Source organism: Arthrobacter sp. SPT-J7, from assembly GCF_059089965.1.
Genome location: NZ_JBNHFF010000001.1, coordinates 258,511 through 282,172 on the forward strand (window position 1 = coordinate 258,511; position 23,662 = coordinate 282,172).

Annotated in this window: 20 protein-coding genes; 12 read left to right on the plus strand and 8 right to left on the minus strand. The window is 59.9% G+C overall.

The genetic code is table 11. The features are described from left to right. Positions 1–9: 9 nt before the first annotated feature. Positions 10–915, minus strand: a complete 906-nt coding sequence (locus tag AC5RWX_RS01160; protein WP_493939864.1) for an MBL fold metallo-hydrolase — start codon at positions 913–915, stop codon at positions 10–12. Between the two features lie 233 nt (positions 916–1,148). On the opposite strand from AC5RWX_RS01160, the gene AC5RWX_RS01165 reads away from it, so the two are divergent. The 7 genes from AC5RWX_RS01165 to AC5RWX_RS01195 all read left to right on the plus strand — a co-directional run bounded on the left by AC5RWX_RS01165 (position 1,149) and on the right by AC5RWX_RS01195 (position 10,309). Next, entirely contained in the window at positions 1,149–1,658 is a 510-nt protein-coding gene (locus AC5RWX_RS01165; protein ID WP_493939865.1) for a nuclear transport factor 2 family protein, read from the plus strand. Between the two features lie 49 nt (positions 1,659–1,707). Further along, positions 1,708–3,687 (plus strand): acetoacetate--CoA ligase, encoded by a 1,980-nt coding sequence (locus AC5RWX_RS01170; RefSeq protein ID WP_493939866.1) that lies wholly within the window; start codon positions 1,708–1,710, stop codon positions 3,685–3,687. A 77-nt stretch (positions 3,688–3,764) separates the two neighbouring features. Next, positions 3,765–4,613 (plus strand): alpha/beta fold hydrolase, encoded by an 849-nt coding sequence (locus AC5RWX_RS01175; RefSeq protein WP_493939867.1) that lies wholly within the window; start codon positions 3,765–3,767, stop codon positions 4,611–4,613. Between the two features lie 11 nt (positions 4,614–4,624). Further along, a complete protein-coding gene (locus AC5RWX_RS01180) occupies positions 4,625–4,846 on the plus strand; it encodes a hypothetical protein (RefSeq protein ID WP_494096873.1) in 222 nt (73 codons plus the stop codon). 490 nt (positions 4,847–5,336) lie between these two features. Continuing rightward, a complete protein-coding gene (locus AC5RWX_RS01185; protein ID WP_493939868.1) occupies positions 5,337–7,463 on the plus strand; it encodes an NtaA/DmoA family FMN-dependent monooxygenase in 2,127 nt (708 codons plus the stop codon). Between the two features lie 411 nt (positions 7,464–7,874). Continuing rightward, positions 7,875–8,804 (plus strand): SDR family NAD(P)-dependent oxidoreductase, encoded by a 930-nt coding sequence (locus AC5RWX_RS01190; protein WP_493939869.1) that lies wholly within the window; start codon positions 7,875–7,877, stop codon positions 8,802–8,804. A gap of 146 nt (positions 8,805–8,950) precedes the next feature. Further along, entirely contained in the window at positions 8,951–10,309 is a 1,359-nt protein-coding gene (locus tag AC5RWX_RS01195; protein WP_493939870.1) for an NtaA/DmoA family FMN-dependent monooxygenase, read from the plus strand. A 1,070-nt stretch (positions 10,310–11,379) separates the two neighbouring features. Here AC5RWX_RS01195 and AC5RWX_RS01200 read toward each other — a convergent pair. The 5 genes from AC5RWX_RS01200 to AC5RWX_RS01220 form a co-directional block, all read right to left on the minus strand. Further along, positions 11,380–11,742, minus strand: a complete 363-nt coding sequence (locus AC5RWX_RS01200) for a hypothetical protein (protein WP_494096874.1) — start codon at positions 11,740–11,742, stop codon at positions 11,380–11,382. A gap of 521 nt (positions 11,743–12,263) precedes the next feature. After that, entirely contained in the window at positions 12,264–13,466 is a 1,203-nt protein-coding gene (locus tag AC5RWX_RS01205; RefSeq protein WP_493939872.1) for a CaiB/BaiF CoA transferase family protein, read from the minus strand. A gap of 26 nt (positions 13,467–13,492) precedes the next feature. Further along, entirely contained in the window at positions 13,493–14,722 is a 1,230-nt protein-coding gene (locus tag AC5RWX_RS01210) for an acyl-CoA dehydrogenase family protein (RefSeq protein WP_493939873.1), read from the minus strand. 65 nt (positions 14,723–14,787) lie between these two features. Then, positions 14,788–15,849, minus strand: a complete 1,062-nt coding sequence (locus AC5RWX_RS01215) for a phosphotransferase family protein (protein WP_493939874.1) — start codon at positions 15,847–15,849, stop codon at positions 14,788–14,790. After that, positions 15,846–16,664: an SDR family NAD(P)-dependent oxidoreductase gene (locus tag AC5RWX_RS01220; RefSeq protein WP_493939875.1), complete on the minus strand. Its 819-nt coding sequence runs from the start codon at positions 16,662–16,664 to the stop codon at positions 15,846–15,848. Before AC5RWX_RS01220 ends, AC5RWX_RS01215 begins: the two co-directional genes overlap by 4 nt. 286 nt (positions 16,665–16,950) lie before the next feature. Here AC5RWX_RS01220 and AC5RWX_RS01225 point away from each other — a divergent pair, with 286 nt between their 5' ends. The 3 genes from AC5RWX_RS01225 to AC5RWX_RS01235 are packed head-to-tail and all read left to right on the plus strand — an operon-like array spanning position 16,951 to position 20,038. Further along, complete coding sequence (locus AC5RWX_RS01225; protein WP_493939876.1) at positions 16,951–18,129, plus strand: flavin reductase; 1,179 nt, start codon at positions 16,951–16,953, stop codon at positions 18,127–18,129. Positions 18,130–18,176: 47 nt separating this feature from the next. Beyond that, positions 18,177–18,842 carry a TetR/AcrR family transcriptional regulator gene (locus AC5RWX_RS01230; RefSeq protein ID WP_493939877.1) on the plus strand — a complete coding sequence of 222 codons (666 nt, stop codon included), beginning with the start codon at positions 18,177–18,179 and terminating at the stop codon, positions 18,840–18,842. Between the two features lie 32 nt (positions 18,843–18,874). Next, on the plus strand, positions 18,875–20,038 hold the full coding sequence (locus AC5RWX_RS01235; protein ID WP_493939878.1) for an acyl-CoA dehydrogenase family protein: 1,164 nt from the start codon (positions 18,875–18,877) through the stop codon (positions 20,036–20,038). Between the two features lie 246 nt (positions 20,039–20,284). Here the strand turns inward: AC5RWX_RS01235 and AC5RWX_RS01240 are convergent, their stop codons facing one another. Then, positions 20,285–21,181 (minus strand): LysR family transcriptional regulator, encoded by an 897-nt coding sequence (locus tag AC5RWX_RS01240; RefSeq protein WP_493939879.1) that lies wholly within the window; start codon positions 21,179–21,181, stop codon positions 20,285–20,287. A gap of 245 nt (positions 21,182–21,426) precedes the next feature. Between AC5RWX_RS01240 and AC5RWX_RS01245 the strand changes: the two genes are divergently transcribed. Then, the gene (locus AC5RWX_RS01245) at positions 21,427–21,747 is read left to right on the plus strand and encodes a 2Fe-2S iron-sulfur cluster-binding protein (protein ID WP_494096875.1); all 321 of its coding nucleotides are present in this window, start codon (positions 21,427–21,429) and stop codon (positions 21,745–21,747) included. Next, complete coding sequence (locus AC5RWX_RS01250) at positions 21,744–22,514, plus strand: NAD(P)/FAD-dependent oxidoreductase (protein ID WP_493939880.1); 771 nt, start codon at positions 21,744–21,746, stop codon at positions 22,512–22,514. The genes AC5RWX_RS01245 and AC5RWX_RS01250 overlap by 4 nt, the downstream gene beginning before the upstream one ends. A 346-nt stretch (positions 22,515–22,860) precedes the next feature. On the opposite strand, the gene AC5RWX_RS01255 is transcribed toward AC5RWX_RS01250, so the two are convergent. Further along, entirely contained in the window at positions 22,861–23,559 is a 699-nt protein-coding gene (locus tag AC5RWX_RS01255; RefSeq protein WP_493939881.1) for a TetR/AcrR family transcriptional regulator, read from the minus strand. Positions 23,560–23,662: the final 103 nt, after the last annotated feature.

Here is a 23,662-nt window from a genome sequence, read left to right on the forward strand (position 1 = left end):
CAAAGTGAGTCAGTTGGCCAGCGGGACGAAGCGAATACCATCCGGCGTGGTCGTCAAGCGCCCTGCCACCGCGCCTGCGTAGTGCGTTCCCATGATCAGGGTGTCAGTGTCTAGGCACTCGTCTAAGATCCGTTGACGAGTACGAGTGGACTCTTCTACATCGATGTCTGACCTGCAACCCCACTCAAGGCCGATCCACTGCACGGGGTGGTGCGAAGCGTCGCCAGTGATGAGACCTCGCTGTCCGCCCGAAACGATTTCGACGGAGAAGTGCCCGCGGCTGTGCCCAGGGGTGGAGACAAACCGCACGCTCGGGGTCAAAACATGATCTGGTTCCACTTGGTCGACCACACCCGCGTCGAGCAAAGGCTGAACCGTGTTCACAGTTCCTAGAAAGTCCTGCCCGGAATCCGCGCTTTCGCGCCACGCATCCACCGCTTCCCTAGCAACTATGTACCGCGCGTTGGGAAAGGTGGGGACCCAGCGCTCGCCCTCGCGCTTAGTGTTCCAACCCACATGGTCGACGTGAAGGTGCGTGTTGACAACATAATCGACCGTGTCTGGTGCGAAGCCGGCTGCCTCCAGGTCTCGAAGGTATTGATGACCGGGGACGATCATGTATTCGAATCCGGTCGGCAGGTCGTCGCCGACCCCGGTGTCCACAACTATCTTCTTGCCGTCCGCATCAATGAGCAGCGAGTGCATAGAGATGAGGAGCTTGCCTTCGTCGTCGATGAAATGAGGCGAAAGCCAGTCTCGGTTCGCTAGAAGGTGCTCGGCGGAGGTGCCAGGGAGCAAGATTTCGGTCTGCGAATGAAATACAGCCTCAACCACCTTGGTGACGACAACTTCCCCGATCTGGCAGCGTTGCACCGTTTCAGTCTTTGCGGACCCTCGCCGCGCCGTTTCAGTCATTGCGGACCCTCCATCAGATTCTCTGCGACCCTAGCCGCGCGCTAACATCCATTAGCCTCCAATAATGCGGAAGCGTTGTCAACGGTCAAAGCCGACGCTATCGTGCACCCCATTCGATTCGTCCTAAATATTGAAGCTGCGGCCGACCTCGGCTGCTATGACGGCGACACGCGGTGCCGTCGGGTAGCGCACGCCGCGTCACGCTAACCTTTGTTAGGCTGCGATAGCAGCGAGTGTCGCTTGCCGTGGCGGCAGGCGGCTCCGAACAGAGGGTGGTCAATTCAATGAAGTTTTCAAGCGACGACATACTCGCGATCCACGATGTCATATACCGCTTCTGCTACGAACACGACAATCGGAATGCGGCTGGCGTGGCTGAATGCCATTCCAACCGTGCAGGACACCTGGGTGCCCAGGGTCATGACAGCATTCGTGCGCTATACGAGAAGATTCATAAGTCGAACTCAGCGCGTCGTCGCCACGTCTTAACTAATCCCATCGTTGATGCGGTTGATGCGAACACTGCCCTTGTACGAGTCTATGAGCAGCTGTACTTGATCGATGGGAATACTGTTCGACTTGCGCTCACGGGGGTCTACTTTGTCGACGTGGTTCGAGAAGAAGACGGCTGGAAGATCTTGCGTCTGGATCCACGTCTAGACATCCCGTACGACCTGCCTGACAATCCGCACATGACATCAGTGCAGCACGAGGATGGGCTATACCGCCTCGTTGCGCGCTGACTAGCCGAGTTCGTTAGCCGAAAGCCTGGATGGCGCGACATGAAGCGACTTGGGAGAGGGCGGCCACGAATTGGCGAGTGAAAGTTGGGAGCTGGCGACTCAACTCAAAGACGGTTCGAAGATCTCCTCGTATATGAGTTGGGTCCGATCAAACCTTGGGTTCGAAGCGTCGGGCTACCAGTCCCTCTGGACTTGGTCGGTTGAACATCCGTCCGACTTCTGGGACTCAATCTGGTCATACTTCGACGTGATCGGAGAGCGCGGCGACGGGCCAGCCATCCAGCAGGGTAGCGACCCTATGCGCCCACAATGGTTTGCTGGCGCACACGTGAATTTTGCCGAAAACGCGTTGCGAGGTGACCCCACGGAGACCCTCGTGGCAGGCTACTCACAGACCCGTGAGCCCGTATTCCTTACGCGTGGAGAACTCGTGGGTCAAGTCGCGCGTTGCGCCGCGGGCCTTCGGGCCTTAGGAGTGAATGCTGGCGACCGGGTCGCGGCATACATGCCAAATATTCCTGAGGCGGTCGTTGGCCTGCTCGCGTGCGCGAGCATCGGTGCGATTTGGACTGCCTGCTCCCTTGAGTTCGGCATCGACAGCGTGCGAGATCGATTCGAAGAAGTTGAGCCGGTGGTTCTAATCGCTGCCGACGGGTATCACTTTCGGAGCAAGTACATGGACCGGACAGACGTGATCGAAGAGCTGGTGCGCTGTCTCCCGACTATCCGCGAAGTTGTGACTGTGCCATACCTACACAGTTCCGTCGCGTGCGGTTCCGTCGAGCCAGGTCGGCGGAGCTGGAGCGATTTGCTCTCCGAGGACGCAACGCCTCAGTACACGCAGCTACCCTTCGATACCCCTCTGTGGATCTTGTATTCTTCGGGCACCACTGGCAAGCCGAAGGCGATCGTCCATTCTCATGGCGGGATTATTCTCGAACAGCTGAAAGCACACGCTTTCCATGGCGACTTAGGCCCTGGAGACCGATACTTCGCGTATTCATCCACGTCATGGGTGATGTGGAACCTATTAGTTTCCTGCCTGCTTGTCGGGGCATCGATCGTGACGTTCGACGGTGATCCGCTGCATCCGGATCCCGCTGAGCTGTGGCGCATAACAGCCGCTAGCGGGGCTACAAGTTTTTCCTGCGGTGCGGGATACCTGATGTCCTCAATGGAATCGTCGGTGGACCCTCTGGAATTCGGCGTCTCTATTCGGGTACTAACTTCCACGGGTTCACCTCTTCCGCGGCGTGGATATCAATGGGTCAACGAAACCTGGGGCGACAAGCTGTACTTCCAGTCCGGGTCCGGGGGGACCGATGTGTGCGGTGCGTTCGTCGGAGGTGTGCCGATCCTTCCGGTCTATTCCGGGAAGATGTCGTGCTCGTATCTCGGCGTGCGAGCGGTTGCGGTGGACGATGCCGGACGAACCGTCGTTGATGAGCCGGGCGAACTCCTGGTGAAGACGCCGATGCCCTCCATGCCGATAAAGTTCTGGAACGACCCGGGCGGCCATCGACTGCGAGACTCTTACTTCGATAACTTTCCGCCTTATTGGCGTCATGGTGACTGGGTGACCTTCGGGGCGGACGGGACCTGTGAAATCCACGGACGCTCTGATGGGACGCTGAATCGCGCTGGGGTTCGACTCGGCACCAGTGAGTTCTACTCAGCGCTCGCAGAGTTGCCATTCATCTCAGATTCGCTCGTCGTGCACCTCGAGGACGCGGACGGCGGGCCGGGCGAACTAATCTGTTTCGTCCAAGTGGCGGACGGCTCGCTAACGGAGGGCCGTCGTGCGTACGTCGAGACGCATCTCGCAACGGTTTTATCCCCACGTCATAGACCCGACACGGTTGTCCAGGTACGCGCTATTCCGTACACGCGCAGCGGCAAGAAGCTGGAAGTGCCCGTCAAGCGCATGCTTGCCGGCGCCGATCGGAATATGGTCGCAGTAGACGGCGCGCTGACTGATCCGTCGTTACTTGATGAAATCGAGGAATGGGCCAGAGGGCGACAGTCATGACCCTATGCAGTCATGAGGGTATCGTGCTGGATAACAGCTGGTAGCTTGCTGGCGCAACTTCCATTGAGGAGAAATTGATGGTGCATCCGGAACTCGTTCGCGCAGAATCGCACGGGATCGATCTCGTCGGGGATCACTGGCCAGCTATGGGCGAGAACCGCGGAAGCGTTCTACTGCTGCATGGCGGCGGCCAGCGTAGGTATTCCTGGCATCGCACGGGGGAGCGACTCGCGCGTGCTGGCTGGTCGACCTATGCGTTCGATGCCCGAGGTCATGGCGACAGCGGGTGGGCCTCTGACGGTGACTACTCCATCTCGGCATCGATCGACGACGCGGAGGCGATGATCGATTTGATCGGGGAGGCACCCGTGATGGTGGGCGCCTCCATGGGCGGCATGACCACGCTTATCGGCGAGGGCGAACGTGGGCCTATGGCGAGAGCGGTAGTGCTGGTCGATATTGTCGCTAGCTCAGAGCCCGAAGGAATCGCGCGAATCCAAGGATTTATGTCCGCAGCGCCGGACGGGTTCGCCACACTTGAGGAGGCTGCGGATGCCATCGCGGCGTATAACCCGCTTCGCCCGCGACCAAAATCACTCGATGGGCTGCGGAAGAATCTCTTGCAGCATGCCGACGGTCGGTGGCGCTGGCACTGGGACCCCGCGTTCCTGAAGATTGACAGCGAGCCGGAGCGCGAGGTCAGGCAAGAACGAGCACAGCGCGCGGCCAAGAATATTGATGTGCCAACTCTGCTCGTTCGCGGCGCCCACTCCGACATTGTGAGTGAGAAAGGCATGCAAGAGATGCTGGACCTGATCCCGCATGCACAGCGGGTCGATGTAACTTCCGCCGGTCACATGATCGCAGGGGACGACAACGATGTCTTCACGGTGGAACTTACCCGCTTTATGGAGGCGTTGAGCTAGAGACCCAGTTCGTGCGCAAGCGGTTGAAGCGTGCGCAGAGGGTCTTCGCGCCACGGCAAGACCTGCACGCAGACGTGGTCCGCTCCGGCCTCGAGATGCCCCTGGACTGCGCCGGCGATTTCGGCAGCCGACCCGTGAGGAGCGAGGGCATCGACCGCTTCGTTGGTTGCACCGCCGTTGAGGTCCTGCGCTGTGAAGCCGTGACTCTCGAGGGTGCGTCGGTAGTTCGTTAGCGCGAGGTATCGCGAGAGGAAGCGGCGCCCTGCTGTTCGAGCAGATTCCGCGTCTTCGTCGAGGATGAGACGCTGTTCCGGGGCGATGAGGCGTCCGGTGCCAAGGGTGCGAACTTGGAGTGTTTAGTTTTGGGTTCACATACGAGGCTTAACACTCTCCGCCTCACTTTAAAAGCGGCCAGGCTGGCCCACACCGATTAGGAATTTCTCATCTAGGCCTCGCGCGAAAAGCGGCAGCCGCGTCAAGGCTCATAGCAGTTTAACTCGACTGGGGGCGGCTCCAGTTGACATTAAGCTAACCATGGTTAGAGACTGGCTAGGGGCGCGGCCTCAGAATGCATCGCGACTGCTTGCCACCGTCAAAACAGGGCGCGGGACTCTCCACGGCTTCGCGCGCATGAGGCGGGCCCTAAATACGGTGCCGGCGAAGTCCTCAACGAGGAGAAACTTAGGTGGACGAACTACCGCGACGGACTTCGGGGAGGGAATCATGACCACCGAAGACACCCTCTCCCGCAAAGCTGAGCCTTCGCTGCAGAATATCGAACGCCGGGCCGAAGCATGGCTGCGCGATCATCCGCCGATTTCGGTGTTTATCGCAGACACTGCCCTCGAGAAGTGCAACACTCCGAAGGCGGCCGGTCAGCGAGAAGCGGATGTAGGTCCTGCCGATCTAGCACATCGGGAAGACCCCGAAGTCATGATCGTGGGAGCCGGCCACTCCGGATTGATTTTGGCCTCGCGGTTCGGAGAGCGCGAAATTGACGCACTGGTAGTCGACAAGCACCATCGAGCAGGGAATAACTGGCGTCGCCGGTACAGCGGGCTCAGTCTGCACGATCCGAAGTTTTACTCTCAGCTGCCCTATATGCCTTACCCGTCGAACTGGTCGCCGTTCTCCAAGAAGGACGACTTTGCCGACTGGCTAGAGTCCTTCGTGCGATTCATGGAGATCGATCTCTGGACGTCATCGCCTGCTGTGTCGGCGAAGTACGGCCGGGAGACGGAAACCTGGAGCGTCGTCGACAACGATGGCGTGCGCCGCGCATTGGGACCTGAGCACCTCGTGCATTCCACCGGGTTGGAAGGCAATCCTGTGTTCCTCGAGGTTCCAGGATCGGAGAAGTTCCAGGGAACAATCGCACACAGCCCCCACCTACAGGGCGGCCGACCGAGAACCTCAGGACCGAATGCTGAGTCCCAAACAGGACTCTTGAAGGAGAACGCAATGACTGGGAATCGACCACTGATCTTCAACTTCTTCGTGATGAATACGCCGGGCCACATCAACCCGGGCGTTTGGCGAGAGCCGGGAAGTCGAGCGCGAGACTACAACGATCTTGACATGTGGGTAGATGTCGCGAAACTGGCGGAAGCTGGAAAGCTGGATGCGGTCTTCTTCGCCGATGTCTTCGGGATGTACGGCGACTACCAGAACGGGTGGCAGCCATTGGCCGAGCGCGCCGTGCAGTTCCCCATAAGCGATCCCGGCATGCTGATATCCGCAATGGCGCATGCCACGAAGAACCTTGGTTTCATCTACACGAAATCGATTCTTCAGCAGCATCCGTTCGCTTTTGCGAGAGAAATCTCGACCCTGGACCATCTCACGAAGGGACGCGTCGGATGGAATATCGTCACGAGCGCTTCAGCGAACGGTGCTCGCAGTATGGGACTGCCTGACCTCGTCGACCACGACGAGCGCTATCGATGGGCCGAGGAATACCTCGAGGTGGTGTACAAGCTCTGGGAGGCATCCTGGGACGACGACGCGGTCGTTGCCGATGCAACATCGGGCAAGTACGTCGATGCGACGCGCCTCCACAAGATCTTCCATGTCGGCGAACGTTACCGAGTGGAGGGCCCGCACCTCGTTGAACCGTCACCGCAGCGAACACCGTTTCTGGTACAAGCGGGATCCTCAGCAGCAGGTATGAATTTCGCGGCTCGCCATGCTGAGGGGGCGTTCCTCATGTCCGGTAGGCCAGAGCGATCTGCGCCTAGGGTCACCGACCTGATCCAGAGGACGCAAAGCCAAGGGCGCTCATCGAACGACGTTCTCCCCATTGAGGCCGTGGCTCTCGTAGTCGGCTCAACGATGGAGGAGGCCGAGCGTAAGCGTCGCGAGATCGAGGCGTGGGAGGACGACGAAGCGCAAATCATGCTTCGTTGGGGCGCAGCTGGCGAGGGGCTAGCGGGCCTTCCGACAGACACGCCGTTGCGGGATATCGTCGGCACCCTGACTGGGATGCGAAGTGGCATTCAGGGCGTCATCGATCAGGCGCCACCCGGTCAGGTCGCGACTATTGCGGACCTGTTTAAGCTGACCGCTTCGAAAGCCGTCACCATTTGTGGCACCCCCGAAACGATCGCGGATGAAATCGAAGCATTCGCAGCAGTCGGTGTCCGTGGATTCAATCTTGTCTACAAGTCGCTGCTGGGGACCTTTAGTGATTTCGTTGAACACGTCGCGCCGGTCTTGCAGGACCGAGGTCTGATGCAGCGGGAATACGCGCCCGGAACCTTGCGCGAGAAGATGTTCCCGGGTCGCGGGCCGTCGCTGCCGACAAACCATCCCGGTCGCGCCCATCGCGGGTCTCTTTCTGCTCCCAAGTAATCAACCCCGCTGGTCCAATGTCGCATCAGAGAGGTGTTCAAATGAAGGATTCCAAAGGCCGTACTGCCGTAGTAACCGGCGGCGGTACCGGAATGGGGCAGACGATTGCCCTAGCTTTGGCCGCCGAGGGCGCGAACGTGGTCGTCGCCGGCACTAGCAACCGAAGGCCGTGGCGGCAGAGATCGCTGAGTCTGGCGGGCGCAGCATGGCGTCACGCCGAACAACATCGGGAACCGGGTCGTCGCCGGGATCAGAGCACCGGGCGCACGTGCTCAGCCACCCCACCCGGTGGCACTCCTGCAGGCAGAACGGGGAAGCATCCTCGCCGCGCTCCTGCGCCCCGCATCGACGCATGACCACACCTACTGCGGGAAATGTCATCAGCCAAAATCCCACGAAGAAAGGTATCACATGTTGACTTTTGAGAACCGAGTAACTCTCGTTACCGGCGCCGGCCGGGGGATGGGGCGCGATTATGCTCTCCTCTTGGCATCACGGGGCGCAGCCGTCGTTGTGAACGACATTAATCAAGAGAACGCTAAGTCGGTCGCCGCCGAAATCGAGAGCCAGGGCGGCCGAGCTGTCGCCGATACACACAGTGTGGTGGGAGAGGCGGATGGCGTCGTCGGAACAGCAATCGACGCTTTCGGTCGACTCGATGCTGTTATCAACAACGCCGCGATCGCGGAACGAGGGAACTTCGCCGACCAAGACCCGGACATCTGGTGGCGAGTGTTCGACACCAGTTTTCGAGGCACCGTCGAAGTCTCTCGCGCAGCGTGGCCCCATCTGGCAGCATCCAGTGCGGGGCGCCTGATCAACATAGCCTCGACCGGAATACTCGGCTCCCCGCGCAGCTCTGCGTATGGAGCCGCAAAAGCGGCGATATGGGGGTTGAGTAATACCCTTGCGCACGAGGGGGAGAGCGTTGGCATCCGGGTTTATAGCCTCTTGCCGACAGCATGGACACCGCTGCAGCAGAGCAACATGACGTGGACCCCAGAAGTGGGTGCAGTCATGCGCGACGAATTTACGAGTGAACGCGTGGCTGCTTTCGTTGCGTGGCTCGTGCACCCCGACACAACCGCGAGCACTGCCGCGATGAAGACATTCCGAATCGGTGGCGGACATGCCCGGCGGGGAGAGTTCGCAGTCCTGCCTCCAATTCGTCCTACCTCGGATACTCCCGAGGGGTGGGCTGACGTAGCAGAACAACTGGCCGCAGACAGCGATGACGTGACCTACGTTCGAAGCCTGCGCGAGCTCATGGAGCTCGAGGTGGCTACTGCTAGTCCCGCTCTCGCTCCAGTGCTTCGGGAAAAAGGCCTTTTCGTGTCCTGACCCTATAGCAGGGTCTTCATCAAAGCGGCAGTGGCAGCGGACGCCGTTGTGTCCGCTGGCTAACACTTGTTATCCTTGGTTCATCGGGGCGTTCGGTTGATGCGCAGTCCTCGATTCGAATGCATCAAAGCGATTGGGAGCAGACTATGACCAAGAAGCAGATCGCGCTCTGCGCCATGCCGCACGCTGGCGGCTGGCACTGGGCCTCCTGGATGAGACCTGGAACGGTCGGCAACGACATCTGGAATCCAGACCTATGGCGCGAGATCGCCATCACGGCGGAGAACGCGAAGCTCGACGCAGTTTTTCTAGCAGACAACATGGCACTATGGACGGTTCCCGAGCATCTGCGCCACCACACGGCCAAGGTCGGGGTGTGGGATGCAACCATTCTTGCGACAGTCATGGCCAGCGCGACCAGTCACATCGGTGTGATTGCGACGGCGCACACGGAATATCACCAGCCGTACATCCTCGCGCGACAGTTCGCGAGCCTGGACCACGCGAGTCGCGGGCGCATCGGGTGGAACGTGGTGACGTCTGGTATCCCGAACGAGATCTCAAACTTCTGGGAGGCGGATCCGCCGTCGTCTGAGCTGCGATATGCACGCGCGGAAGAGTTCATTGACGTCGTCAAGGGCTTGTGGGACAGCTGGGAAGACGACGCGTACGTCGTCGACCAAGAGAACGGGGTTTTCTACGATCCCGCCAAGATGCACGTGCTGAATCACAAGGGCGAAAACTACTCGGTTCGAGGGCCGCTCAATGTGATGCGACCGCCGCAGGGGCACCCGGTCATTGCTCAAGCGGGAGGCTCGCCCGCCGGCAAGCAACTGGCTGGCCGCGAGGGAGAGCTCGTATTCACTCCTCTCAATGGGGAAGCAGCCATTCGGTACCGCCAAGAGATCCTGCAGGTTGCAGCCGACAGCGGACGCCCAGAAGGCGCAGTCAAGACGCTGTCGCAGCTCATGCCAGTGGTGGCAGAAACGAGCTCTGAAGCCGAGGCAAAGTGGGACTGGCTGCAGCAGCACCTACACCCCGACCTCGCCCGCGGCCAGATTTCCACAATGCTGGGCCTCGACCTTGCCGACTATCCCATCGACGAACCTCTGCCGGACGACCTCGGGCAGAGCTCCCGCATCCAGGGATACCGAGAAGCGGTTCTGTCATTCCGCAAGCCAGATGGCACCAAGCCGACCATTCGAGAACTGCTGAGCTTGTACCGCGGACCTGGAACTATCGTTGGCGATGTCAAGACGGTCGCCGATTACATGGAAGCGGAGATCGACTCCGGCGCGTGTGACGGTTTCGTTGTACTTCTCCAGGGAGTGCCAGAAGAGCTGAACGACTTCACGCGACTCGTTGTGCCAGAACTTCAGCGTCGGGGGCGCTTCCGCACAGAGTACGAGTCTTCAACCCTGCGCGAACGGTTCGGATTTGAGCGGCCGTCCAACACCCAAGCGGGGTCGCTGACGGCGCTGTCGCCCAACCGCAGCGGCTGTTAATGAATGTTCGCCTGTCAGCCGCCCTCACGGCTGTCATGGTAATTAGCACTCTCTACCTATATGTGAGAAGGATGGGCATGGTATCGAACCTGCGGTGCGATGGGCGTTGACGGGTAACCTCGGCGCATTGAGATCGAATTGGCCGGCCACCCGCTCGCCATTGCGAGAAGGAGCGTCAGTTGTCGAACGAACACGCGTCGACAGTGTGCGCACGCTACGGCACGGATTTCCCCGATATTGCAGTTTGAGACGCCACCGGCACCGGCCGAGAGGTGACAGAGGACATGAACGAAGCGCCAGTCACTTTCGCCGTCGACGGTCGCTGGGGCGAAATGAGCGAGGGCTGACGGGTTGCACCAGGTGGGATGGGGGACTGCCTAGCCTGAGCGGGTGCCGGCCGGTATTCGAGCCTTGGACGGTGTAGCAGCCTTCGATCCACACGACTGGAGTCGTCTAGTCTTTTACCGGGCGGAACGGAGCACGTTCCAGCCAGACCGGATCAAGGGCTGCGCCGCAAGGATACGACCGGGGTTGAGACGCGATCGATTGTGCAGCGTCGCGACCGCAGTGGCTGAAATACTAGAGCCTGTCCGGCCTGCACAATAGACCATTCGTCGCAAAGTCTAGATTGCTCGCCACAGGATCGCTCAGGTCGATGCGGTCGATCGTCGACCTGATCAACCGCTACACGGACCGCGCCTTTGTAGCCGTGACAAGGGAAAACCGCTCGATTCGGTCGCGACACTCGGAATTGCTAAATGGCCCTCTGGCTACCCTTTGTTTGGAAGACGTTGCGACCTTTGTCCAATAACTCCTTCGCATGTCAGTCCCGCTGGCTGCTATCGGCCGGTAGGACTGGTCGCTTTGGTACCACTGGGCTTATTCGCCTCTGGCTGCCGCGTCTGAAGGTCGTGGGGGCACGGGCGGCGGTACTGCTGTCACCGGTCGGTGTCGCCGCCGGCTATCGAGGCTTTGCTCCCTCCAGGACGTGCTCAAGCACTGAATCGATCTGCACGTCGGTGAGGGGGTTTCTCGGGAGATCGTTGCTGCCGCGACGATCGGCGAAATAGTTAAGCTGCTGAAGATCTCGGTATCCACGTGCACGCCAATCTCGCCGCGGGCGCGCGCGCTGCCGATGAAAAGTCTCGATGCGGTCGCCAACTCTTCTGGCTCGCACGAGCGAAATCGGTGCCATGAGATGTCGCGATAAGGACGTGGATCGCGATCTCAACAGGATTGTCGCTTAGGTCACGGAACGCAATCATGAATGCACGAAGATCCGCCTTGAACTCGCCTGAGACCACGAACGACAGCGAGCTGTTGTGCTCGGTGAGAGCGTCCGCTATCACGGCATGCTTGTCGACCCATCGACGCTGAATCGTCCGGCGGCTGACTCCGGCAATATCGGCGACTTGCTGAAGGGTAAAGTCCATTCCAAAACGTTCAACAAGAGCAAGCGCTGCCCCATGTATGGCTTCGGTGTTTCGGCGAGTGCGCCCGCCGGGGCGCGTTTCGCGATTCTCGCCGCCCGTGTTCATTTTAGGCTCAGTCCCTCTCTCTCCGCGTCGCTGGACAGCCACCACTGTATCGGTTGGACTAAATCGAACCCTCCTACCTCAAGGCCTGTTTCTGCTGTCGCGCCAGGTCAGCAAAGAGCGGCTCATAGCAGGTCCTCGATGGGATTGGCCGTGATAGAGTGCACGAAAGCGTCTGAGCGTGCCGGACCACCGACTGGTCTGCAGAACCCGTCATCGGTGGGGGCTTCCGTCAGGGAAAATGGGACAGCCCGTCGTTGAGCACTTTCGGCAGGTCGATTGCCCTTGGCGCGTAACGGCTCCAGCGGCACCGCCCGAACCACACCGACTCGGACACGGGTTTTCCCCACGAGGTTAGACCTCGGGGCGCGGGATACTGAGAGAGACGAGTTCCCTGGGTGCCGTTGATTGCCGGAGGCTCAGTTCGCTTGGACGACTGTGCCCTGCGTCTTCAGCGCTTCGACCTCACCAGGTGAGAACCCCCAGGCGCTGAGAATGGCGTCCGTGTCCTGACCGGCGGTCCTCTCCGGACCCGGGTCGGCGACAGCGCTGCGAGAGAACGCTGGCGCGGATCGCGGCACCAATCCGTTACCGTCTGGGGCGAAAACACCACGTTCAACCAGGTGCGGATGCCGCCGAGCCTCCTCGAGGTTGAGAACGGGAGTAACGCACGCGTCGGAGCCTGCGAAGTACTCGGCCCATTCGTCGCGAGATTTACGTGCGAATGCTGCCGCGAAAGCAGCGTGGTGCTCTTCCCATAAGCTCGTGTCATTTTGCTCATCGACCATTTCGGTCGGCAGCTCCAGGCTCTCCACCAGCAATTTGAAAAAGGGCGGTTCGATCGCTCCCACCGCGACGAAACGACCGTCAGAACACTCGTACGTCCGATAGAACGGAGCGCCGCCATCCAGCGAGTTCTTTCCCCTTTCGGGAGACCACCCGCCGTCATTGAGCAAGGAGTGGAACATCGTGAGCATAGAACTCACGCCGTCGACCATCGCGCAGTCGATCACCTGCCCACGACCGCTTCGGTCGCGCTCACGCAGAGCGGCAAGGACACCGACGATCATGTATAGCGAGCCCCCCGCGAAGTCAGCCACGAGGTTGAGTGGGGGTACCGGTTGTTGAGGAGTCCCGATTGAGTGAAGCGCACCCGTGAGGGCCGCGTACGAGATATCGTGGCCGGCCGTCTGAGCCAAGGGGCCGGTTTGACCCCACCCGGTGAGCCGTGCGAACACCAACCGCTCGTTGATTGCCATCAGGCGTTCTGGGCCGAGCCCGAGACGCTCGCATACGCCCGGGCGGAATCCTTCGATGAGAACGTCTGCTTCTGACGTCAGACGTTCAACAACTCCTCGCCCTTCCGCGGACTTCAGATCGACCGCCAGGCACGGGCGACTTCTATGCAGACCTGTTCCAGAGACTCTGCTGCCTACCTGAGATAAACGGTCCAGCCGGATGACATCAGCACCCAACTCCGCTAAGAGGGCTGCCGCGAATGGCGTGGGACCGATCCCCCCGAGTTCCACGACTCGAACATCGGATAGAGGTAAGGCGGAATCAGGCGACGGTTGACGGCCGCTAGTCGGCTCTGTTTCTAAGATCGACATCACATCTCCCATTAGTTTTTCGTTGGCTACTCAGGAGCCTAGTTCGCGAGCGCCGCGCTGCGTCGGCGCAGTTCTGAGCGACCCAACGCATTGCGGTGCGCTTCATCCGGGCCGTCTGCGAATCCGATGGACCGCATGAACGCGAACGATGACGCGAGGGTGAAGTCTTGGCTGAGCCCGGCGGCTCCGTGAACCTGCATGGCGCGATCCAGTATCCACTGGACAGTCGCGGGTGTTGCGACCTTAATCGCTTGGATCTCGGTGTGAGCGCCCTTGTTCCCCACCTCGTCCATTAGCCATGCGGTCTTAAGTACAAGGAGTCGCAGCTGCTCGATTCGGATTCGAGACTCCGCAATCCACGCGCGAATTTCTCCTTGATCGGCCAGCGGGCGACCGAAAGCCACTCGCTCAGACGCCCTGTCGCACATGAGCTCGATCGCCCGTTCGGCGATTCCAATCGCCCTCATGCAGTGGTGAATACGTCCGGGTCCAAGGCGGGCCTGCGAGATGGCGAAGCCTTCCCCCTCGCCGCCGATGAGGTTAGACGCCGGCACGCGAACGTTGTCGAAGATGATCTCCGCATGGCCGCCATGCTCTCGGTCGTCGTAGCCCAGCACGTTGAGTGCTCGGACGATCTGCACACCTGGGGTGTCGCGGGGGACCAGTATCTGGCTCTGTTGACGGTGGCGTGAGGCATCCGGATCTGTCTTGCCCATGACGATGAAGATCTCTGCGTCGGGATTGAGTGCTCCAGTAATCCACCACTTGCGGCCGTTGAGGACGTAGTCGTCACCGTCGCGTTCGATGCGCGTTTCTATGTTGGTGGCATCAGATGAGGCCACACCCGGCTCTGTCATGGCGAAACACGAACGGATTTTGCCGGCGAGCAGCGGCTTCAGCCAGGTTTCTTTCTGCTCGTCGGTGCCGAACATTGCCAGCACCTCCATGTTCCCGGTGTCCGGAGCGGAACAGTTCATGGCCGGCGGCGCCAAGTGCATGCTGCGTCCGCTTAGTTCAGCGATGGGGGCGTACTGGAGATTGGTGAGGCCGCCGCCGTCAGCTCCCGGGAGGAACAGATTCCACAGGCCGCGAGACTTCGCCTCCGTCTTGAGTTCGTTGAGGATCGGTGTGCGGGTCCATGCCCAGCGAGCGTCGAGCGCGTCCATCTGCTCGGAAAGAACCGCCTCCGCCGGATAAACGTGATCCGCCATGAACTCGTTCATCGTTGCGCAGAGTTCCTGCGTTCGCTCATCGTGTTTGAAGTCCATCTGCGTTGCTCCTTGGTGTCTGCGTGAAATGTGGTCGGCCGCGAGGCGGCGCTAGATAGGCGAGGTCACTGTCGATCTGCGATGCTCCGGGCAGCGCGGGTGAAGAGTGCGATCGCCGAAGCGTGTAGTCGCTGACCTACGGCAGGATCTGCCTTGCCGGCACAGGAGCGGGCGTACGTTTCCTCCAAGAGGATGCCGAGTTTGAAAGACGCCATCGCGGTGTACCAGGGCAGGGTTTCGAGGTCACATTCCGCCTGTTCGCGGTATCGCGTCACAAGTTCCTGCGCAGTTGGGAAGCCCTCCCAGGGCTCGAGTCGTAGCGGCGGCAGGGGGGCGCTTGTGCCCTCGGGCCACGTCGCCAACAACCATCCGAGATCCATGAGCGGATCACCGATTGTGGACAACTCCCAATCGATGACGGCGGCGATTCCCGGTTCATCTCGTCGGCACATCACGTTGGCGAAATGGAAATCCCCGTGCATGAGTCCCGGCGTGAAGCTCGAGGGCCGATTCTCGGTGAGCCAGTCGGCGAGCGTGTCGAGGTGGGGTAACTGCGGTCCGGGGTACCCGGGTGTAAAGGCATAGGTTTCCAGGTGCTTGAGCCACTGGGGAACCTGGCGTTCCAAGAAGCCGTCCAGCCGTCCAAAGTCGCCGAGACCGCATGCCGCGTAGTCGACATTTGCAATTGCTGCTGCCGCATCCGCCATAGAAAGGCCAAGCGTGTGCCGCCAGCCCTCCGTGGTCTTGTAGCACTCAGGAAGGTTAACAGTCGGGTTTTCTCCCTCTACCGCCTCCATGACGAAGAAGCTGGAGCCCAGTACCCCGGGGTCGTTGCACGCTCCGAGCATTCTCGGATGCGGGACACTAGTTGAGGCCAGTGCGCCTAGTACCCGAGCCTCGCGTTCCATGACCCGGTCGCTATTAGCTCGTTTCGAGGGCGGCGGACACCGCAATACCATAGCTTTGGAGTCGCGTCGGAAACGAACGAGAATATTCTGCGTTCCGCCGGTGAGGAGAGTCGCGTCCGAGATAGGGCCCTCGCCTACCCCTTGCTCATCCAACCATTCTTGAAGGACGCGGAGATCGACGGGAATCGTTGGCGCGTCCGCGGGAACTTGTGAGCTCATGGCGTGTAGTGGGTCGCGCCGCCATCGATCCTGATGGCCGTGCCGGTCGTGTAGCTCGAGCGGCACGAAGCGAGATACATGGCAGCGCCCACGATCTCTTCGGGCTGGCCCCCGCGACCCAGGGGGATCTGCGACTTGGCGATTGCCTCGAACTCGTCAGGATCCCAAGCTGCGCTGATGTCGGTCATGAAATACCCAGGCATGATTGCGTTGCACCGAACATTCGGCGCATATGCCCGCGCGAGTCCGGTGGTCACCGCATTGAGCGCAGCCTTCGCCGCCGCATAGACCAGTTCGGTGGGCTGCGGCTTCACAGCACTAATCGACGATATGTTGACGATGCTTCCGCCATCGGCGTCGGACATTCTTTGTCCTATGAGTGACCCCAGGCGGAAAGGACCTTTGAGGTTGATGCCGACCACTTTGTCGAACAGCTCTTCAGAGACATCGACAAGAGAGGGGTATAGAGGCGATGCGCCAGCATTGTTTATGAGCACATCGCAGCGTCCGAACTTGTCGTAAACATTGTCAGTTAGGCGGTCGGCGGCTTCCCAGGAGGCCGCATGGTAATCCAAACCGAGACTGTCCCGCCCGGTGACCTCGGATAGTTCAGCGGCGACCTCCCGACACACCTTCTCCTTACGGCTGGCGATGACGAGGTGCGCGCCGGCAGCAGCGAATGAGCGAGCCATCGCCAAACCCAGACCGCGACTACCCCCGGTGATGACTACAACCTTGTCGGCAAAATCCTCTGAGATGCCGTCCGGGGCGGTGAGAACCGAGGTGAAAGGGTCGCCAGAGTGAGAATCGTCCATGGTGGCCTCCTAGAAAGAAAGGATGGGTCTGACGGTCGCTAACCGTCAGAGATAGCGTGGTGGTTAGTCGATGAGTTCGAGAATGGTTGCGTTCGCCAAGCCCCCGCCGGGCGTGCGTAGAGCCTCTAAACGATCACTGCGTCTCCCAAGAGGAAGGCCCTTCGTCCCTGCAGTTTAGTGCTAACTGCTGTTAGCCTAGCAGATAATCGGTAAGATTTAAGGGTACGGCTTTTTGCTAACAACTGTTACCATAGCTGGACGATATTAGACCGACGAGGGAGAGCAAATGCCGCACGAGGATCCACGCATCGATCGCGACCTTTACCGCCAAGTGCTGGGTCAGTACCCCACCGGTGTCGTGGTCGTGACGGCCGACCTGCCCGGCGACAAACCCGCGGCTATGACCATAGGGTCGTTCAGCTCGGTGTCGCTCGACCCGCCGCTCATCGGGTTCTATCCAGACAAAGGCTCGTCGAGTTGGCCGAAAATTCGCGAACGCGGGAGTTTCGTGGTCAACATCCTTTCCGCCGAGCAGGAAACCGTCTGCCGCAGTTTTGCTCGCCGCGGCGGCGACAAGTTTGAAGGCGTGGACTGGAGGCCCGCATCGTCGGGAGCTCCGATCATTGAGGGCGCCGTTGCCTGGCTGGAATGCGAGCTGGATGAAGTGCAACACGCTGGAGACCACTACCATGTGCTGGCTCGCGTGAAGCACCTGCAGATAGAGAGTGGCTCGCTCCCACTGGTCTTCTTCCGTGGCGGTTATGGGCGATTCGCGCCGTCGTCGCTTGTCACGGCCGAAGCGTCCTTGCTGGAGTATTTACCAACCGTCGACCGTATTCGGCCCGAACTTGAGGCGCTATCCAGCGAGGTCGGCCACGAGGTCTTTCTGGGGGCCAAGGTCAGGGACGAACTTGTAATGCTCGCGGGTGCTGGCCCAGAAGCCAGTAAGAGCGCTGCTGCGAGGGTGGGACGTCGGCTCCCGTACACAGCCCCAGTAGGTTTGGCCCTAGCGGCGTGGGGTCCTCAGGAAGAGTTTGCGCACTGGATCGATCCCAACGGGCAGCTGGACGATAGCGGCCGATCCAACTGGGAGAAGGCCTCCGACGTGGCTCGCTCGCGCGGGTATGTCGTGGGCTTGGGCGATCACCTATATTCCGAGCTTGAGCAGACGTTCTCGCACAGAGATCGGCGGTATTCCGCACCCGACGGCGCTCTGCGAGCGGCGGTGAGCAAGGTGCGTGACGGCCTGGCGCAGCAAACGGAACTGCTCGACGGGATGCAATATAATCTTCGATCGCTCGCCGCGCCGGTCTATACCGAGCACGGTGTCATGCAGGTCGGCCTCTACGGATTTACCGGCACTACCAGTGGCGAGGATGTTCGTGCCCTTGGCGAGCGTCTCGTAGACCGGGCAAAGCGTGCGTCCGAGCAGCTCGCAGTGGTCCAGCAAGACCACCAGCTCTGAGAACCGCATGGCTCTGACTGAAATAAAGCGGTCGACTATTCCAAACTATGGGCGAGTTGACACATGGTACGGAGGAAGAATTGACGAGATCCCGCTTAAGTACTGCGGAGCGCCGAACTCAGGTTCTTGCGGCCGCAAGTCGGCTCATTCGAGAGAACGGGTATCACGCGGTGGGAATGCGGGATATCGCGGAAGCGGTCGGCATCCGTGGACCTTCGCTCTATAAGCATTTTGATTCCAAGATTGCGATCCTCGAGGCGATCGTGGAATCGGTCACTACCGATTTCATTGAGGAGCAGATCGGGGCTCTAATGCCCGGTGCGCCGGTAGCTCCGCAGCTGCACACCTTGGTGGTGGAGCAACTGGTGTACCTGGCGGCGAACAGCGACGCGCTGACGGTAGCGAATCATGACTTAATGGCGCTTCCTGACGAATCGGTTGCTCGTATTCAAGGCCAGCGACGCAGGTATCAAAAGGCGATCACCGAACTGATCAGGGAGGGCGTCGAAAGCAGGGAGCTGTCTTCGTCAGACCCAGGCCTTGCCAGCTACGCCTTCTTCGACATGATCAACGGCGCAATCAGATGGTTCCGTCCGGCGAGCGAGACAGAGCGCCGCCAACTCGCTGAACGGTACTCGCACATCATCGTCGATGACATGCTCGGGCCAGTGCGAAAGGTTGCGGCTCGCGTTGAGCCCATCGCCTCTGGCTAACCAAAACCTGTTTACGAATCCCTGGAGGTCTAATGAAACGCGAAATATACGACGAGGATCATGACGCCTTCCGCGATGTGGTCAAAGAGTTCTGCAGGCGCTATGCCACCAACTCGCGGCGCGAGGGATGGGACGCAAATGGCGAAATTGACCGTGCGACCATGCTCGCGGCAGGCGAGGTTGGTCTCCTTGGTTTGACGGTTCCCGAGGAGTTTGGCGGCGCGGGAATGCTGCATGACTACCGCTTCCGTGCTGTCGTCTACGAGGAGGTTATACGGGCGGGCGCGGGCTCTATCGCCGGTGCCCTCGCTATCCACGACGACCTTGCGGTGCCCTATCTTGTGCACATGGGCACGCAGGCGCAGAAGGAAAAGTGGCTTCCGCGCATGGCCACGGGTGAGATTCTCGGGGCACTCGCAATGACGGAGCCGGGCGCGGGAAGTGACCTCCGCGGAATCCGCACCACAGCAAAAAAGGTTGCCGGCGGCTACCTAATTAATGGTGCCAAGACGTTCATCTCGTCCGGCACCACTGCTGATCTTATCGTCACGTTCGTCAAGACCGGCGACACCAACCGGCCGGATGCGTTCAGCCTGGTGCTCATTGAAAAGGGTGCAGAGGGCTTCGACCAGGGCAAGAAGCTCAAGAAGATGGGCTTTCAGGGTCATGACACCGCTGAGTTGAGCTTCACAGATGTCTTCGTACCTGATGAGAACCTCATTGGCGGCGAAGAGGGCAACGGTTTCGTGCAGCTCATGATGAACCTGCCGCTCGAGCGGCTCTCTATCGGAGTTGCGGCGGCTGCTGCCTCCCAAGCCGCGCTGGAATGGACCTTGGAGTACACGACAAGTCGCGAAGCGTTTGGGAAGCCTGTTGTCGACTTCCAAAACACCCGCTTCCAGATCGCCGACATTGCCACAACGGTCGATGTTCTCTGGACGTACGTTGATCGGGCGATGGCCCTGTACCAAAAGCAGCAGCTGTCGCCGGCTGAGGCCGCCAAGGTGAAGTTCTGGTCGACCGAGCGAGAGTGGGAGATTCTCGACGCTTGCGTCCAGTTGTTCGGCGGATACGGGTACGTCACCGAGTCCCCGATCGCGCGTGCCTTCCTCGACGCGCGGGTGCATCGCATCTACGGCGGCACAAACGAGATCATGCGGGAGATAGTCGCGCGGGAGGTCACCGGCCGCAGGTAAGTGCGTGTCGGGCAACGAAACTGAAAGAAGCTTCATGAGCGAGCTTGCGAGAGCAGCGGTATACACTGCACCGAATCAGATCGAAACTCGGGACTACGAAATTCCGGCGATCGAGGCATGATGACATGCTCCTCGAAGAGCTCTTATGCGGTGGTGACGGTTCCGAGCTAAATGGTTCAGGGGAGAGTTGAGTGGATACTCCTGTGTTTCGATTCGCCGCTAATCGTTGGTTATAATTTCAATCCTTTAGCCGCCCGCCAGGATCTCTCTCGCATGTTGCGCGATGATGTCTGCGACGATTCGGGCGGCCGGGGACCGCATCCGATCTCTCGGAGACAATAAGACTATTTCCGCGGGATCTAGGTGCGTGTCCGCGACTGCCAGTCGCACGAGACCTGGCGTGAGTGGTTGAGACGCGAGGAGGATCGCGTCACTTCGTAAAGCTACGGCTGTCAAGATTCCGAAGTTCTCGATCTCCAATGTCGCGTTGAGCGGCGTTGGCGATTGATCGAGAGGGCTGGACACTGAGTAGCGCCACCACCCGCCACCGCCAACCCGAGGGAAAGCAAGCAATTGCTTGGCGGAGACAGGCTCCGTCGCCTCAAGAAGCGGATGCCCCGGTCGCACCTGAAAGATAGGCCTCGCTATTCCGAGCGACACCTCTTCGAGCGAGTCCTCCCTCTCTCGGCCGACGAGGCGCCGTCCGATTGCGAACTCAACCTCGCCGAGTAGCAGCTTCTTCAGCATTGTCGTGGTCGTATCAAGCGCGGCATTGAGAGTGATTTCCGGGTGCCCGGAGCCGATTTGCGCGACGGCTAGCGGGAGCACCCCCTGCGCAAGTGAAGATCCGATGCTAAAGCGCACTTCTCCGGATGCACCCTGAGCAAACTCGATAAGAGTCCGTTCCACGGCGGACGAGTTGTGGAGCAGTGCTTTGGCGTCTTGGAGGAATTGACGCCCGACTTCAGTGGGCTGAGTTCCGGTCCGTCCACGCTCAACGAGCCGGACCCCGTATTGCTTTTCTAGGCTCTGGATGCTTCTCGTAAGCGCAGGCTGGGATAGGTGGAGTTCCTCCGCAGCCTTTTGGAAGCTTCCCGATTCGCAGAGCTGTACAAAATGCCGAAGCTTTCGGATGTCAAGCACGTCTAATTTCCTCACTTCGGCCGAGGGGACCCTTATAAGCGCAACGCATCGAAACAGAATACTTTATGCATTGGACTTCCGCCCGGCGGTCAGGAATTGTAGCTAACAACCATTCAACGGCGAAGAGGTTGCTGGCCTCCCGCAGGACTTGAAAGCCGTCTGCCGTCAACCAGCTGCGCAAGCTCGCGTAGCGAAGCACTCGCAGTTCATTAGGTTAGAACTGCCGCAAGTTACAGGAGATAACCATGGGTCACGTTTTGTTTGAACTCTTCAGCGGTGAGAAGAAGACCGTTGACTTCGAGCCCGGCGAGAGCGTGATGCGGATCGCTGTCGCCAACGATGTAGAAGGAATCATCGGTGAGTGCGGGGGCGAGCTGAGCTGCGGTACGTGTCATGTTTATGTCGACGAATCGTGGAAAGACCGAGTCCCCCCTGCTGGCGCCGATGAGATCGACATGCTCGAGATGGTGGACCATGTTACCGACTGCAGTCGTCTCTCGTGTCAGGTAAAGCTGACTGACGACATGGACGGCCTCCAAGTGCGTGTTCGCGAAGAAGAACTATGAACGAGCGCTATGACGTCGTGGTCGTTGGGGCTGGTCACGCCGGCGTCGGTTTGGCAATGGCGCTAGCGAAGGTGCACTTCGCCGGAACCGTTGCTCTCTTCAGTGACGAGACACACATTCCTTATGAGAGACCGCCTCTATCAAAGGGATACCTCAAAGACGAAGAAGATGTCTCTCGCTTTCTTTTCCGTGACGCTAGTTACTGGGATGAGTCTCCCATCGAGCTCCGCCTTGGCGAGCGAATCTCGCGGGTCGACTCCGCTGAAAAGATGGCTACCACGCAGGACGGCCGCAGAATCGAATACGGCGCGCTTGTTTGGGCCACCGGCGGGCGGGCGCGCAATCTCAACGTGATCGGCGCCGATCTGAAAGGCTTACACGTCTTGCGGAACATCGCAGATGCCGAACACCTCAAGCGACAGATGCACGGCGGCGAGTTGAAGAATGTCGTCATTGTGGGAGGCGGCTTCATCGGCCTGGAAGCGGCGGCGGTCTTTCGTCAGATGGGATTCAACGTCACAGTTCTCGAGGCACAAGAGCGCTTTCTTGCGCGAGTGACTTCCCCTGCCGTGTCTCGCCATTTTGCAAACCTGCACAGCAAGGCCGGTGTGGATGTTCGACTGGGCGTCGTGCTCAAGAAATTCGAGGCCGTCGGAGATCGGCTTTCCGGCGTACGGTTCGCCAGCGGTGAGCTCATTCCGGCGGACCATGCTCTCGTCGGAACCGGTCTCGGCCCAATTACGGAAGTGCAGCAGGATGCGTGCTGAAGTGGGCAACGGCGTACTCGTTGATGATCAGTGCATGACCCCGTTCCGGACGTCTATGCGGACGTTGCCGCGTTTGAGAGCAAGTACGCGTCTGGACAGCGCATCCGTATTGAGTGCGTGCAAAATGCGACGGAGCACGCTCGGATCGTTGCAAGTGTGTTGTCGGGACATGCGATCCATTCCCCGACGGCCCCTCGGTTCTGGTCAAATTAGTACGACGACAAACTCCAGACCGTCGGCGTCGTCCCGGGCCACGACGCGGCGGTCTTGCGTGGTGATCCCGCTACTGGTTCTTTCAGAGCTTGCTCGCCCAGGTTGGTGTCGCTCAGTCCGGCGTGTGGCGCGGCTACCGAACCGGCCCCAGCATGTCATCGATCACGATGCGCGAGTACTGCTCCGCGAGTTGGTACGCTTCCAGGCCGTTTCGGGGCCGGAACCATCTGGCCGCACCGTTGATGAGGTCGAAGAATGCGTAACCTGCGAGTGCGGGATCCGAGGATGACAGTTCGCCGGAGGCCACGCCCTCCTCAATAAGATCCGTGATCGCTCGTTGGTAGCGTCGCCGCTGATTCTGGATGCGGCTAACCGATTCCTCAGGAAGGGCGAGCAGATCGTGCTCTGCCACGGCGAGCGCGTCCCTGTTGTCAGCAAGGTAGAGCAGTTGTTCGATGACGAGTGAGCGGAGTTGGGGAGCGACAGGCTCCCCGGTTACCAACGCAGTAATTCGGCCTTCAATGAAATCGGTTGTAACGGACTCAATGATTGCCTCAAGGATCGCGCCTTTCGACTCGAAGTGCTTATACAGGGAGGGACCCCGGATGCCGACTTGTTCCGCTATCTCCCTCATCCCGACCGCATGGTAGCCGTTGAGTCGGATTAATCGGCTGGCGGCAGCGAGAATTTGCAGGCGGCGTTCCGCCGACGTCAGTCGTGATCCCATAAGGTCCGCACCCCGATCCGTGTTTCTCAGCGCCGCGATTCCGGAGTGAGCCGCGTGTCCCTGATGAAAGCAAACACCGCCTAGTTTATGGGTGATTCCGAACATCTTGTTGGTTTCGCCACGGCTTGCCTATAAGATCACTCTCAGTCTGCTCGTCGGATGCATCCGAATCACGGTCGTCATGCGGAGGCCGCATACACGCACAGCT